This window comes from Streptomyces sp. NPDC055966 (assembly GCF_042269865.1).
Taxonomy (GTDB): Bacteria; Actinomycetota; Actinomycetes; order Streptomycetales; family Streptomycetaceae; genus Streptomyces.
Genome location: NZ_JBHJYK010000002.1, coordinates 440,707 through 454,134, shown reverse-complemented (window position 1 = coordinate 454,134; position 13,428 = coordinate 440,707). Strand labels below are relative to the sequence as shown.

Below are 13,428 nucleotides of genomic sequence, written 5' to 3'. Positions count from 1 at the left end.
CGGCCGATACAGCTTACGAGTCAGGCGACCCTAAGCACACCCGGATATCGCCACGGAAATCCACGGGAAAAACCGCACTAAACCTACTGGAACCCGACTCGTCACCCCGCCGTTCCCCGGCTGTCAGTGCCGGGTGGCAGGATCGAGTCATGCCAGACGCGCTCGATGCCACCCCGTACGACGCCCTGCTCCTGCTCTCCTTCGGCGGCCCCGAAGGCCCGGACGACGTGGTCCCGTTCCTGGAGAACGTCACGCGCGGGCGGGGCATCCCGAGGGAACGCCTGAAGGAAGTCGGGCAGCACTACTTCCTGTTCGGCGGAGTCAGTCCCATCAACGACCAGAACCGCGCCCTCCTGGACGCCCTGCGCAAGGACTTCGCCGAACACGGCCTGGACCTGCCGGTCTACTGGGGCAACCGCAACTGGGCGCCGTACCTGACGGACACCCTGCGCGAGATGGTCGCCGACGGGCGCCGCCGCATCCTCGTGCTCGCCACCAGCGCCTACGCCTCCTACTCGGGCTGCCGGCAGTACCGCGAGAACCTCGCCGACGCGCTGGCCGCGCTGGCGGACGAGGGCCTGGAGCTGCCGAAGATCGACAAACTGCGGCACTACTTCAACCACCCCGGCTTCGTGGAGCCCATGACCGACGGCGTGCTGCGCTCCCTCGCCGACCTCCCCGAGGACGTCCGCGCGGGCGCCCACATCGCCTTCACCACGCACTCCATCCCGACCTCCGCCGCCGACACCTCCGGCCCGGTCGAGACGCACGGCGAGGGCGGCGCCTACGTCGAGCAGCACCTGGACGTGGCCCAGCTGATCGCCGACGCGGTCCGCGAGCGCACCGGCATCGACCACCCCTGGCGGCTCGTCTACCAGTCGCGCTCCGGCGCCCCGCACATCCCGTGGCTGGAGCCGGACATCTGCGACCACCTGGAGGAGCGGCACGCGGCGGGCGTCCCGGCCGTCGTCATGGCCCCCATCGGCTTCGTCTCCGACCACATGGAGGTCCTCTACGACCTCGACACCGAGGCCCGGGCCAAGGCCGAGGAGCTGGGCCTGCCGGTGCGCCGCTCGGCCACGGTCGGCGCGGACCCCCGCTTCGCCGCCGCCGTCCGGGAGCTGATCACCGAGCGCGCCGCCGTGGAGCGCGGCCAGGAGGTCACCCCCTGCGCCCTGGGCGCCCTCGGCCCCAGCCACCACCTCTGCCCCGTCGGCTGCTGCCCGGCCCGCGCCCCGCGCCCGGCCGCCGCGGGCGCCGACAGCCCCTACGCGTGAGGAGCCCCGTGACCGACGCCCTGCACCGGGACCTGCTGGAGCTGGCCCAGGAGGCCGCCCGCCGAGCCGGAGAGCTGCTGAGGGACGGCCGCCCGGCCGACCTGGCGGTGGCGAGGACCAAGTCCAGCCCGATCGACGTCGTCACCGAGATGGACATCGCGGCCGAGAAGCTGATCACCGACCTGATCTCCGGCCGCCGCCCCGACGACGGCTTCCTCGGCGAGGAGGGCGCCGCCGTCCCGGGCACGAGCGGCGTCCGCTGGGTCATCGACCCGCTCGACGGCACCGTCAACTACCTGTACGGCCTGCCGACCTGGGCGGTGTCCATCGCCGCGCAGCAGGACGGCGAGACCGTCGCCGGGGTCGTCGCGGCGCCGATGCGCGGAGAGACGTACCACGCCGTGCTCGGCGGCGGAGCCTGGGCGAGGGGCGCATGGGAGGGCGAGCGGGCGCTGGCCTGCCGCCCCGCGCCCCCGCTGGAGCAGGCGCTGGTCTCCACCGGCTTCAACTACGTCACCGAGGTCCGCGCCCACCAGGCCGAGGTGGCCGCGCGGCTGATCCCGATGCTGCGCGACATCCGGCGCGGCGGCTCGGCGGCGATCGACCTGTGCGACGTGGCGTGCGGCCGGCTGGACGGCTACTACGAGCGCGGGCTCAACGCATGGGACTTCGCCGCCGGGGATCTCATCGCCCGGGAGGCGGGCGCGCTGGTCGGCGGGCGGGCGGGGGAGCGGCCCTCGCGGGAGCTCACCGTCGCCGGGTCACCGGGCGTGTTCGAGCCGCTCCAGGGCCTGCTGGAGGACTTCGGGGCGTGGCATGACTGAGCACGGCTGAGCCGGGTCCGGCAACAGCTCGGGCAGCAGCCCAGGCAGAACGGGACGGGCAGAACGGACGGGACCCCCGGTGCTGGATTCACCGGGGGTCCCGCCGTCGTGCTGCCAAGCTGATCAGACGCGTGACGCGCCGACTTCCACACCGTGTTCGGCGGCGAGGCGTCGCAGGTCGTCGAGCTCTGCCTGCTCCACCTCGACGAGGAAGTCGTCGCCCTCGTCACGAGCCCGCGACAGGTCGGACTCGGTCGCCTTTATGCGCTGGAGAAGTCCTGCGGTGAAAGCGTCCATGCTGCGCCCCCTCGTCCTTGGGTCGTGGGTCGGTGGCACGGGGGTGTGCCGTCGGGAAAAAGGGGCGATCACGGCCCTCGCGAGTGCCCAGCGCTGCCCTGCCGGGCGGCGACGGTGCCGGACACCCGCGCCCGCTCTGCGAAAAGCGGCGGCGGAGTACCGCATGGTGCTGCGGCACATGCAGAGTGTGATCGCGGGGTGTAAAGCCGTCCTCCCCCCGCTCCCTCACCCGGAAACCTCAACCGGAGGAGAAAATCTCGTATTCCTGCCCCGGAGCGCCGATCCGTACGGTTCGCAACCCGCCTTACAGCCGACTTACGACCGAAAAGGGCAGGATGGAGGTCACACCCCACGAACACCCCTGCCCGCACGCGCCCACGGTGCGCGACGGCGGGCGGACAGAGGAAGGATGCGACGTGCGCGTACTCGTCGTCGAGGACGAGCAACTGCTCGCCGATGCGGTGGCCACCGGACTGCGCCGGGAGGCCATGGCCGTCGACGTCGTGTACGACGGTGCGGCCGCCCTGGAGCGCATCGGCGTTAACGACTACGACGTGGTCGTCCTCGACCGCGACCTCCCGCTCGTGCACGGCGACGACGTCTGTCGCAAGATCGTCGAGCTGGGCATGCCCACGCGCGTGCTCATGCTCACGGCGTCCGGCGACGTCAGCGACCGTGTCGAGGGCCTGGAGATCGGCGCCGACGACTATCTGCCCAAGCCCTTCGCGTTCAGCGAGCTGATCGCGCGCGTGCGCGCCCTCGGCCGTCGTACGAGCGTGCCCCTGCCGCCCGTGCTGGAGCGCGCCGGCATCAAGCTCGACCCCAACCGCCGCGAGGTCTTCCGCGAGGGCAAGGAGGTCCAGCTCGCGCCGAAGGAGTTCGCGGTCCTGGAGGTCCTGATGCGCAGCGAGGGCGCGGTCGTCTCGGCCGAGCAGCTGCTGGAGAAGGCCTGGGACGAGAACACCGACCCGTTCACCAACGTGGTCCGCGTGACGGTCATGACGCTGCGCCGCAAGCTGGGCGAGCCACCGGTCATCGTCACCGTGCCCGGCTCCGGCTACCGGATCTGATCTCCATGGCCGCGACCCCCGCACCCGCTCAGGCGCCACCGAAGCCCACCTGGGACCCCAGGAGACCGCAACCCCCGTTCCCCTGGCTGCGCCCCACCATCCGCATACGGCTCACGCTGCTGTACGGCGGCATGTTCCTGATCGCCGGCATCCTGCTGCTGTCGATCATCTACCTGCTGGCCGCACAGGCGATCAGCACGGGCAACCAGCCGCTGTTCAAGATCGTCAGCTTCCAGGAGCTGAAGGTCTCCAGCGACAACTGCCCGGCGATCAACACCACCAGCCTGTCGCTCGCGGACTTCAACCACGCGATCAGCCAGTGCGTCGACGGGCAGCGCCAGGCCGCCCTGGACGACCTGCTCAGCCGCTCGCTGCTGGCCCTGCTGGGCCTCGCCGTCATCGCCTTCGCGTTCGGCTACGCGATGGCCGGCCGCGTGCTGTCCCCGCTCGGCCGGATCACCCGCACCGCGCGTCAGGTGGCCGGCTCGGACCTGTCCCGCCGGATCGAGCTGGACGGCCCGGACGACGAGCTGAAGGAGCTGGCCGACACCTTCGACGACATGCTGGACCGGCTCCAGCGCGCCTTCACGGCCCAGCAGCGCTTCGTCGGCAACGCCTCGCACGAGCTGCGCACCCCGCTCGCGATCAACCGCACGCTCCTTGAGGTGCACCTGTCGGACCCGAACGCGCCCGTGGAACTCCAGCAGCTCGGCAAGACCCTGCTCGCCACCAACGAGCGCAGCGAGCAGCTGGTCGAGGGCCTGCTGCTGCTCGCCCGCAGCGACAACCAGATCGTCGAGCGGGGGCCGGTCGACCTGGCCGAGGTCGCCACCCAGGCCGTCGACCAGGTGCACGCCGAGGCCGAGGCGAAGGGCGTGAAGATCCGCGGCGAGCGCAAGCCCGCCGTGGTGCAGGGCAACGGCGTCCTGCTGGAGCGGATCGCGCTGAACCTCGTGCAGAACGCGGTGCGCTACAACGTGGCCGAGGGCGGCTGGGTCGAGGTGACCACCGAGATCGAGCACGGGCAGGCGGTGCTCACGGTCTCGAACACCGGGCCGGTGGTGCCGGCGTACGAGATCGACAATCTGTTCGAGCCCTTCCGGCGATTGCGCACGGAGCGTACGGGTAGCGACAAGGGGGTCGGTCTCGGCCTGTCCATCGTCCGGTCCGTGGCGCGCGCGCACGGCGGGCACATCGCGGCCCGACCCCGCGAGGGCGGCGGCCTGGTGATGCGTGTCACCTTGCCGCTGTGATCCATTGACACACGCGGAGGGTGTTCGCTTTACGCGGAATTTTCCGGACCTCTCACGAGGTTCTTGCTGTGTGATCAATCACATGGGCGGATTTTCAGCCATGCACTCTCTGTGATCATGACACATAGTGGAAAGCCGGGAAAGTCCGGGTTTTCGGGGCTCTTGATCACGGGAAGTACACGGTGAGGCGCCTTTGAGGTGCCCCATTCGGACCGTGTACGGTCCTCACCGCCATCCAAGCCGATCACACTTGAGGGGTCGGGTTGGGTGTCGATTGAGTAACAGACCTTGATGTGAGGCAAAATCTCCGCCTCAGGTCGGGCACAAGTCCGGCCTCTCACGCGTTACGTGCGCTGGAGACACCGCAGACACCCAGAGGGGGAGAGCGATATGGCAACCGATTACGACACTCCACGCAAGACCGACGACGATGTCGACTCCGACAGCCTTGAAGAGCTGAAGGCCCGGCGGAACGACAAGACCTCCTCCACGGTGGACGTCGACGAGTTCGAGGCCGCCGAAGGCCTCGAACTGCCCGGCGCCGACCTTTCGAACGAGGAACTGGCCGTCCGGGTCCTGCCGAAGCAGCAGGACGAGTTCACCTGCATGAGCTGCTTCCTGGTGCACCACCGCAGCCAGCTGGCCCGCGAGAAGAACGGTCAGCCGATCTGCCGCGACTGCGACTGAGGACGGGTCGGCCATGACTGGCTCGACCCCTCCCCGGAAGCGCCGCTTCCCTCCGGGGAAAGCGGACTCAGGGCCGTTCGACGGCCCGTACGGCGCACGTGAAGAAGAGCGGGGCTCATCCGGCAGGGGAGCCTCGCTCGCGCCGGTGGACGACCGGGCCGACCACCCGGCGTCGGTGCGGCGCCAGCCCGCGCCCGTCGCCCGACGGGCCGCGGTGATGCGTGACAAGGCCCGGGACCTGGCCCGGGAAGGGGTCCGTAAGGGCAGCAGGGGCGCTCGCGCGGGGCTGGCGTACCTCGCGGACCGGATCATCGAGATCGCCCCTCGTGTCCCCGTACGCGACCTCGCGACCCTGCGCAGGCAGTTCCCCGGCCTCGGGCCCGAGGAGCTCGCCGACAAACTGGTGGCCGGAGCGGCGGCCGGGACCTCGACGGTCGGCGCCGGGGTCGGCGTCGCGGCGATGCTGCCGGTGCCGCCCGCCATGCCCACCGAACTGGCCGCGGAGATCACCGGGGTCGCCGCGATCGAGCTGAAGCTCGTCGCCGAGCTCCACGAGGTCTACGGCGTACGCCCGCCGGGCGGCCTCAAGACCCGGAGCACCGCGTATCTGTCCTCCTGGTCGGGGGAGCGCGGGATCGACGTGCTGAAGCCGTCGACGTACGACGCGGCCCTGAGCGGCCACATGAAGCGCGAACTGCGCCAGCAGATCATGAAACGCGTGGTGCGCGACCTGCCCAACCTCATGCCGTTCATGGTGGGCGCGGCCGTCGGCGCGGCCATGAACCGCCGGGACACCAAGAAGCTCGCCGCCCGCATCCGCACCGACCTGCGCAGGATCCAGGTGCCCTGGGACGAGCTGCCCGAGCTGCCGCCCCTGGAGGAGCCGGCGAAGCCCCTGGAGGGACTCGAAGAGCTCTAGGCGCCCGAGCCCTGGGCGTGCGCCGTCCGTGCCGCCTCGATCGCCGCCGCCAGCTGCTCCGGCTCCCGCGTGGAGAGGTACAGGTACGGCGTCGGGTCCGCGGGGTCGGTGACCTCCACCCGCAGGGCCCCCGGGATGTAGGCGCGCAGCAGCAGGAACGCGCGCGTGTCGGCCTTGTACGTCCGCCAGGCGCGGGCCTCCTCCGCGTCCAGCACCTGCGACGTGCCCAGTGCCGACACCGGGATCTTCGCCTCGCCCGCGATCAGCGAGTCACCCACCACACGGATGCGCGGGGACCCGTACGCGCTGGCGACCACCGCCGCCGCGGCCGTACCGCCGACCAGACCGCCGAGCAGCGGAAGCGTGCCGAACGGAAGCAGGATCAGGGCGAACGAGACGCCCACCAGGAAGCTGATGAACCACCACGAGCGCGGGGCGGTGAGGCGTTCTTCGTACGGGGTGGCGGAGAGCTGCATGACGCCAAGCTTGGCACGGGATCCTGGGGTGACGGGCGGGCGGGTAAGGTCTGCGCCTGTGAGTGGTAGTTCCGCAAGCCTTCAGCCTCCTGCCGACGCCTCGAAACCGGTACGGCACCCCGACGCGCCCGCGCCCGGAGAACTCCTCGGCGCCCACTACGAACACTGTTTCGGTTGTGGCCCCGGACAGGCACACGGACTGCACCTGGAGGCACGGGCCGGCGAGGGCGTCTCGCTGACCGCCGAGTTCACCGTCCAGCCCGCCCACCAGGGCGCCCCGGGCCTCGCGCACGGCGGCGTGCTGGCCACGGCCCTGGACGAGACCCTCGGCTCGCTGAACTGGCTGCTGCGCACCATCGCCGTCACCGGCCGGCTGGAGACCGACTTCGCGCGGCCCGTCCCGGTGGGCACCACGCTCCACCTCGCGGCCGAGGTCACCGCCGTCGCCGGGCGGAAGATCTACTCCAGGGCCGTCGGGCGCATCGGCGGCCCCGACGGGCCCGTCGCCGTCCGCGCCGACGCCCTCTTCATCGAGGTGAAGGTCGACCACTTCGTCGACCACGGCCGCCAGGAGGAGATCCGGGCCGCCATGAACGACCCGGACCAGATCCGGCGCGCCCGCGCCTTCGAGGTGAACCCGTGAGTCCCAGCCCCCTCGACGTCCTGCTCCGGCGCGTCGACCCCGACGTACCGCTTCCGGTGTACGAGCATCCCGGTGACGCCGGGGCCGATCTGCGCACCACCGAGCGTTGCGAGCTGAAGCCCGGCGAGCGGGCCGTACTGCCCACGGGAGTGTCGATCGCCCTCCCGGAGGGGTACGCGGCCTTCGTGCACCCGCGATCCGGCCTTGCCGCCCGCTGCGGTGTCGCCCTCGTGAATGCCCCGGGGACGGTTGATGCCGGGTACCGTGGGGAGATCAAGGTGATCGTGGTGAATCTCGACCCGCGCGAGTCCGTGCGGTTCGAGCGCTTCGACCGGATTGCCCAACTGGTCGTCCAGCAGGTCGAGAGGGTCCGCTTCCAGGAGGTGGCGGAACTTCCCGGCTCGGCGCGGGCCGAAGGGGGCTTCGGGTCCACCGGTGGCCATGCCGCGGTGGGCGGCGAGAGCGGCACAAGCAGTCAGGCCGCCATTGGCGGTCCGACGGGTGGGAATCGATACGCTTCGGTCGTATCCGACCGGGAAGGACAGTGACGTGTTCGGACGTCGCAAGAAGAAGGGTGCCGCCGAGGACGCGGCCGGCGAGGCCGAGCAGGTCGTCGACAGCGTCGACACCGAGGCGGACGAGAACGAGGAGCCGGCCGAGCGCGTACGGCTGGAGCCCGGGCCCCGGCCCGAGGGGCCCTGGGACAGCGAAGAGGTGAGCGACCCGGGTGAGGGCCGCGTGGACCTCGGCGGGATGTTCATCCCGGGCGTCGACGGCATGGAACTGCGGGTCGAGGTCGCCGGTGACGCGATCGTCGCCGCGACGGTCGTGCTGCGCGACAGCGCGGTCCAGCTCCAGGCCTTCGCCGCGCCCAAGCGCGAGGGCATCTGGGGCGAGGTCCGTGAGGAGATCGGGGCCGGCATCACCCAGCAGGGTGGCATCGTCGACGAGGTCGAGGGCCCCCTCGGCTGGGAGCTGCGGGCCCAGGTGCCGGTGCAGCTGCCCGACGGCACCGGCGGCTTCCAGGTCGTGCGGTTCGTCGGCGTGGACGGCCCGCGCTGGTTCCTGCGCGGCGTGATCTCCGGCCAGGGCGCCGTGCAGCCGCAGGCCGCCGGGCTGCTGGAGCAGATCTTCCGCGACACGGTCGTGGTCCGCGGCGAGGGCCCGATGGCACCCCGCGACCCGATCGTCCTCAAGCTGCCCAACGACGCGCAGATGGTCCCCGAGGGCGTGCAGCAGGACGAGTCCCGCTTCTCGGGCGGCGTCGACCAGCTGCAGCGTGGGCCGGAGATCACCGAGGTTCGCTGATCGCAGCAGTTCTCGTACGGGCCGTGCCTTTCCGGGCGCGGCCCGTTTCGTTCGCCATCAGAATTGCGTCAAAGACCCCCCTTGACCCGGCCCTCGTCCCCTTTGTCCGCATCGTTGGCCGTAAGGTCGACGCTGCGTAGGCAGCAGTCACCGGAAGACAATGGAGCCATGGCACGCGGCAAACTTCGGATCTACCTCGGCGCGGCACCGGGTGTGGGCAAGACCTACGCCATGCTCTCCGAGGCACACCGCCGTGTGGAGCGTGGCACCGACTGCGTCGTGGCCTTCGTGGAACACCACGACCGGCCGCGCACCGAGGTGATGCTGCACGGACTGGAGCAGATCCGGCGCAAGAAGCTGGAGTACCGGGACGCCGTCTTCGACGAGATGGACGTCGACGCCGTGCTGCGCCGGGCGCCCGCCGTCGCCCTGGTGGACGAACTCGCCCACACCAATGTCCCCGGCTCGCGCAACGCCAAGCGCTGGCAGGACGTCGAGGAACTGCTCGCCGCCGGCATCGACGTGATCTCGACCGTCAACATCCAGCACCTGGAATCACTCGGCGACGTGGTCGAGTCGATCACCGGGGTGCGCCAGCGCGAGACCGTCCCGGACGAGGTCGTACGCCGGGCCGACCAGATCGAGCTGGTCGACATGTCCCCGGAGGCCCTGCGCCGCCGGATGGCCCACGGCAACATCTACCAGCCCGACAAGGTCGACGCGGCCCTGTCCAACTACTTCCGCCCCGGAAACCTCACCGCCCTGCGGGAGCTGGCGCTGCTGTGGGTGGCCGACCGGGTCGACGAGTACCTCAACGCCTACCGCAGCGAGCACCGGGTCTCCAAGATCTGGGGTTCGCGCGAGCGGATCGTGGTCGGCCTGACCGGCGGCCCCGAGGGACGCACCCTGATACGCCGCGCCGCCCGGCTCGCCGAGAAGGGCGCCGGCGGCGAGGTGCTCGCCGTCTACATCGCCCGCAGCGACGGCCTGACCTCGGGCTCCCCGAAGGAGCTGGCCGTCCAGCGCACCCTCGTGGAGGACCTGGGCGGCACCTTCCACCATGTGATCGGCGACGACATACCGGCCGCCCTGCTCGACTTCGCGCGCGGCGTCAACGCCACCCAGATCGTCCTCGGCTCCTCGCGCCGCAAGGCCTGGCAGTACGTCTTCGGGCCCGGCGTCGGCGCCACGGTCGCCCGGGAGTCCGGCCCCGACCTCGACGTGCACATCGTCACTCACGAGGAGGTCGCCAAGGGCCGCGGACTGCCCGTGACCCGGGGGGCCCGGCTCGGGCGGGCCCGGATCGTCTCGGGCTGGCTCGCCGGACTCGGCGGCCCGGCAGCGCTCGCCGTCCTGCTGAACAGCGTCGACGTCGGCCTCGCCAACGACATGCTGCTCTTCCTGACGGTCACGGTCGCGTCGGCCCTGCTCGGCGGCCTGCTGCCCGCCCTGGCCTCGGTGGCCTTCGGCTCGCTGCTGCTGAACTACTTCTACACACCGCCGCTGCACAAGTGGACCATCGCCGACCCCAAGAACATCGTCGCCATAGTGATCTTCCTGTGCGTCGCGGTGTCGGTGGCCTCGGTGGTGGACCTCGCCGCCCGGCGCACCCACCAGGCGGCCCGGCTGCGCGCCGAGTCGGAGATCCTCTCCTTCCTCGCAGGGAACGTGCTGCGCGGCGAGACCAGCCTGGAGGAGCTGCTGGAGCGGGTCCGGGAGACCTTCGCGATGGAGTCCGCCGCGCTGCTGGAGCGGGCGGGCGACGTCGCGCCGTGGACCTGCGCGGGCCGCGCCGGGTTCGGGCGCCCGCTTCAGCGGCCCGAGGACGCCGACGTCGACATGCCCGTCGGCGACCACATGGCGCTCGCGCTCACCGGCCGGGTGCTGCCCGCCGAGGACCGGCGCGTGCTCGCGGCCTTCGCCGCGCAGGCCGCGGTCGCCCTGGACCGCAAGCGCCTTCAGGAGGAGGCCGACCAGGCCCGCACGCTCGCCGAGGGCAACCGCATCCGCACCGCCCTGCTCGCCGCCGTCAGCCACGACCTGCGCACCCCGCTCGCCGGCATCAAGGCCGCCGTCTCCTCGCTGCGCTCCCACGACGTGGCCTGGTCCGAGGAGGACCGGGCGGAGCTGCTGGAGGGCATCGAGGAGGGCGCCGACCGCCTCGACCACCTGGTCGGCAACCTCCTCGACATGTCCCGCCTCCAGACCGGCACGGTCACGCCGATCATCCGCGAGATCGACGTGGACGAGGTGGTCCCGATGGCCCTGGTCGGCGTGCCCGAGGACAGCGTCGAGCTGGAGGTCCCCGAGACGCTGCCGATGGTCGCGGTCGACCCCGGGCTGCTGGAGCGGTCCGTGGCCAACCTGGTCGAGAACGCCGTCAAGTACAGCCCGCGCGGACGGCGTGTGCTCGTCTCCGCGAGCGCGATAGCCGACCGCGTCGAGGTCCGCGTGGTGGACCGCGGGCCGGGCGTGCCGGACGGGGCGAAGGACCGGATATTCGAGCCCTTCCAGCGCTACGGCGACGCTCCGCGCGGCGCGGGCGTCGGGCTCGGGCTCGCCGTCGCCCGGGGCTTCGCGGAGGCCATGGGCGGCACCCTCAACGCAGAGGACACGCCGGGCGGGGGGCTCACCATGGTCCTCAGCCTCCGCGCGGCAGGATCACGTCCAGGGGCCCTCCCGACGGGCCGGGACCTCGCAGAACCAGAAAGGCAGACCCTATGACCCGGGTGCTCGTGGTCGACGACGAGCCGCAGATCGTGCGCGCCCTCGTGATCAACCTCAAGGCACGCAAGTACGAGGTCGACGCGGCTCCCGACGGCCGCACCGCCCTCGAACTCGCCGCCTCCCGTCACCCCGACGTCGTCGTGCTCGACCTGGGCCTGCCCGACATGGACGGCGTCGAGGTGATCAAGGGCCTGCGCGGCTGGACCCGCGTGCCCATCCTGGTGCTGTCCGCCCGCCACTCCTCCGACGAGAAGGTCGAGGCGCTCGACGCCGGCGCCGACGACTACGTCACCAAGCCCTTCGGCATGGACGAGCTGCTGGCCCGGCTGCGGGCCTCCGTGCGCCGGGCCGAGCCGGTCGGGCCCGGCGAGGAGGACCTGACGACCGTGGAGACCGACGGCTTCACCGTCGACCTGGCCGCCAAGAAGGTCAACCGCGCCGGCAAGGACGTCCGGCTCACCCCGACCGAGTGGCACCTGCTGGAGGTGCTGGTCCGCAACACCGGCCGGCTGGTCAGCCAGCGGCAGCTGCTCCAGGAGGTGTGGGGGCCGTCATACGGCACCGAGACCAACTACCTGCGTGTGTACATGGCCCAGCTGCGCCGCAAGCTGGAGTCGGACCCGTCGCACCCCGAGCACTTCATCACCGAGCCCGGGATGGGGTACCGGTTCGAGAAGTGAGGCGGTCGCGATGAGCGGGGCTACGGCGGTGTCGGTGTGCCCCGGTACGCTTTCAGGTATGAGTGCTGTTCCCCGTTCCGAAAAGCCGGCCGGCCGGTTCCGGCGCATGCTCGACCGGCTGTCCTCGTCGCAGGAGGACCTGGAGTCCGAGGAACTGCGGGAAGACGCCCAGACCGCCGGCTGCACCAGGATCGGCGACTGCCAGGACCGGCAGATCGTCACCGTAACTGGTACCTTGCGCACGGTCACCCTGCGTCCGCGTGCCGGAGTCCCGGCCCTGGAGGCCGAGCTGTTCGACGGCTCCGCGGCGCTGGACGTGGTGTGGCTCGGCAGGCGTTCCATCATGGGCATAGAACCGGGGCGCAAGCTGATCGCATCGGGCCGGATCTCGATGAGCCGGGGCCGCCGGGTGCTGTTCAACCCGAAATACGAACTGCGACCCCTCGGACGGGAGTAGCCGGTGACGTCCCTCGACAAGCCGACCGAAGACACCGGTCAGGCGCAGACCGACGACGCCCGGGCGGTGACCGAGGCCGCGCTGTTCGAGGCGTTCGGCGGGGTCCGCGGCATGATCGAGACGGTCGTGCCGGGCCTGCTCTTCGTCGCGATCTTCACGATCGACAAGAACCTGCACGTGTCGGCCATCGCCGCGCTGGTCGTCTCCCTGGTCCTGGTCGTGGTCCGGCTGGCCATGAAGGACACCGTCAAGCACGCCTTCAGCGGTGTCTTCGGCGTGGCCTTCGGTGTCGTCTTCGCGATGTTCACCGGCAACGCCAAGGACTTCTACCTCCCCGGCATGCTCTACACGCTGGGCCTGGCGCTGGCGTACATCATCACGACCCTCGCCGGTGTGCCCCTGCTCGGCCTCATCCTGGGCCCGGTCTTCAAGGAGAACCTCTCCTGGCGCACCCGCAACCCCGGCCGCAAGAAGGCCTATGCGAAGGCCAGTTGGGCCTGGGGCCTGATCCTGCTCGCCAAGTGCGCGATCCTCTTCCCGCTGTACTGGTGGTCGGACACCACCAAGCTCGGCTGGATCCTGGTCGCCCTGAAGATCCCGCCCTTCCTGCTGGCCGTCTGGCTCACCTGGGTCTTCCTCGTGAAGGCCCCCGCGCCGATCGACGTGTTCGCGGAGATGGAGGCGGAGGAGCAGGCGGAGAAGGAGCGCAAGGCCGCACTGGCCGCCGAGGGCGGCGGCGACCAGGCGGGCGGACGGCACCGCCGGGACGCGTAGACGTCGGTCGTACCCAGCGGCCGTACGACAGCGGTC

15 protein-coding genes are annotated in these 13,428 nt (G+C 71.1%); 13 read left to right on the top strand and 2 right to left on the bottom strand.

The window, feature by feature from the left end:
- Positions 1-149 precede the first annotated feature (149 nt).
- On the top strand, positions 150-1,277 hold the full coding sequence (locus ACFC8N_RS06320) for a ferrochelatase (RefSeq protein ID WP_376286943.1): 1,128 nt from the start codon (positions 150-152) through the stop codon (positions 1,275-1,277).
- Positions 1,278-1,285: 8 nt separating this feature from the next.
- The gene (locus ACFC8N_RS06315) at positions 1,286-2,101 is read left to right on the top strand and encodes an inositol monophosphatase family protein (protein WP_356021471.1); all 816 of its coding nucleotides are present in this window, start codon (positions 1,286-1,288) and stop codon (positions 2,099-2,101) included.
- Positions 2,102-2,224: 123 nt separating this feature from the next.
- Here the strand turns inward: ACFC8N_RS06315 and ACFC8N_RS06310 are convergent, their stop codons facing one another.
- Entirely contained in the window at positions 2,225-2,398 is a 174-nt protein-coding gene (locus tag ACFC8N_RS06310; protein WP_167381439.1) for a hypothetical protein, read from the bottom strand.
- Between the two features lie 416 nt (positions 2,399-2,814).
- On the opposite strand from ACFC8N_RS06310, the gene ACFC8N_RS06305 reads away from it, so the two are divergent.
- The 4 genes from ACFC8N_RS06305 (at position 2,815) to ACFC8N_RS06290 (ending at position 6,327) form a co-directional block, all read left to right on the top strand.
- Positions 2,815-3,468 (top strand): response regulator transcription factor, encoded by a 654-nt coding sequence (locus tag ACFC8N_RS06305; RefSeq protein ID WP_055494404.1) that lies wholly within the window; start codon positions 2,815-2,817, stop codon positions 3,466-3,468.
- Positions 3,469-3,473: 5 nt separating this feature from the next.
- A complete protein-coding gene (locus ACFC8N_RS06300) occupies positions 3,474-4,721 on the top strand; it encodes a HAMP domain-containing sensor histidine kinase (protein WP_356021473.1) in 1,248 nt (415 codons plus the stop codon).
- Between the two features lie 390 nt (positions 4,722-5,111).
- Positions 5,112-5,408: a DUF4193 domain-containing protein gene (locus tag ACFC8N_RS06295; RefSeq protein WP_071374226.1), complete on the top strand. Its 297-nt coding sequence runs from the start codon at positions 5,112-5,114 to the stop codon at positions 5,406-5,408.
- A gap of 13 nt (positions 5,409-5,421) precedes the next feature.
- Positions 5,422-6,327, top strand: coding sequence for a hypothetical protein (locus tag ACFC8N_RS06290; protein ID WP_376286938.1), 906 nt, complete (start codon positions 5,422-5,424; stop codon positions 6,325-6,327).
- Here the strand turns inward: ACFC8N_RS06290 and ACFC8N_RS06285 are convergent.
- The gene (locus ACFC8N_RS06285; protein ID WP_362822527.1) at positions 6,324-6,803 is read right to left on the bottom strand and encodes a DUF3093 domain-containing protein; all 480 of its coding nucleotides are present in this window, start codon (positions 6,801-6,803) and stop codon (positions 6,324-6,326) included. The genes ACFC8N_RS06290 and ACFC8N_RS06285 overlap by 4 nt on opposite strands.
- A gap of 58 nt (positions 6,804-6,861) precedes the next feature.
- Here ACFC8N_RS06285 and ACFC8N_RS06280 point away from each other — a divergent pair, with 58 nt between their 5' ends.
- The 7 genes from ACFC8N_RS06280 (at position 6,862) to ACFC8N_RS06250 (ending at position 13,392) form a co-directional block, all read left to right on the top strand.
- Positions 6,862-7,446 (top strand): PaaI family thioesterase, encoded by a 585-nt coding sequence (locus tag ACFC8N_RS06280; RefSeq protein ID WP_362822528.1) that lies wholly within the window; start codon positions 6,862-6,864, stop codon positions 7,444-7,446.
- A complete protein-coding gene (gene dut, locus ACFC8N_RS06275; RefSeq protein WP_376286934.1) occupies positions 7,443-7,994 on the top strand; it encodes a dUTP diphosphatase in 552 nt (183 codons plus the stop codon). The genes ACFC8N_RS06280 and dut overlap by 4 nt, the downstream gene beginning before the upstream one ends.
- A gap of 1 nt (position 7,995) precedes the next feature.
- The gene (locus tag ACFC8N_RS06270; protein ID WP_071374222.1) at positions 7,996-8,754 is read left to right on the top strand and encodes a DUF3710 domain-containing protein; all 759 of its coding nucleotides are present in this window, start codon (positions 7,996-7,998) and stop codon (positions 8,752-8,754) included.
- A 168-nt stretch (positions 8,755-8,922) separates the two neighbouring features.
- Positions 8,923-11,478, top strand: a complete 2,556-nt coding sequence (locus tag ACFC8N_RS06265) for a sensor histidine kinase KdpD (protein WP_356021484.1) — start codon at positions 8,923-8,925, stop codon at positions 11,476-11,478.
- The gene (locus ACFC8N_RS06260; RefSeq protein WP_356021486.1) at positions 11,475-12,161 is read left to right on the top strand and encodes a response regulator; all 687 of its coding nucleotides are present in this window, start codon (positions 11,475-11,477) and stop codon (positions 12,159-12,161) included. Before ACFC8N_RS06265 ends, ACFC8N_RS06260 begins: the two co-directional genes overlap by 4 nt.
- 58 nt (positions 12,162-12,219) lie before the next feature.
- Positions 12,220-12,618 (top strand): OB-fold nucleic acid binding domain-containing protein, encoded by a 399-nt coding sequence (locus ACFC8N_RS06255; RefSeq protein WP_376286929.1) that lies wholly within the window; start codon positions 12,220-12,222, stop codon positions 12,616-12,618.
- A gap of 3 nt (positions 12,619-12,621) precedes the next feature.
- Positions 12,622-13,392, top strand: coding sequence for a DUF3159 domain-containing protein (locus ACFC8N_RS06250; protein ID WP_356021490.1), 771 nt, complete (start codon positions 12,622-12,624; stop codon positions 13,390-13,392).
- Positions 13,393-13,428: the final 36 nt, after the last annotated feature.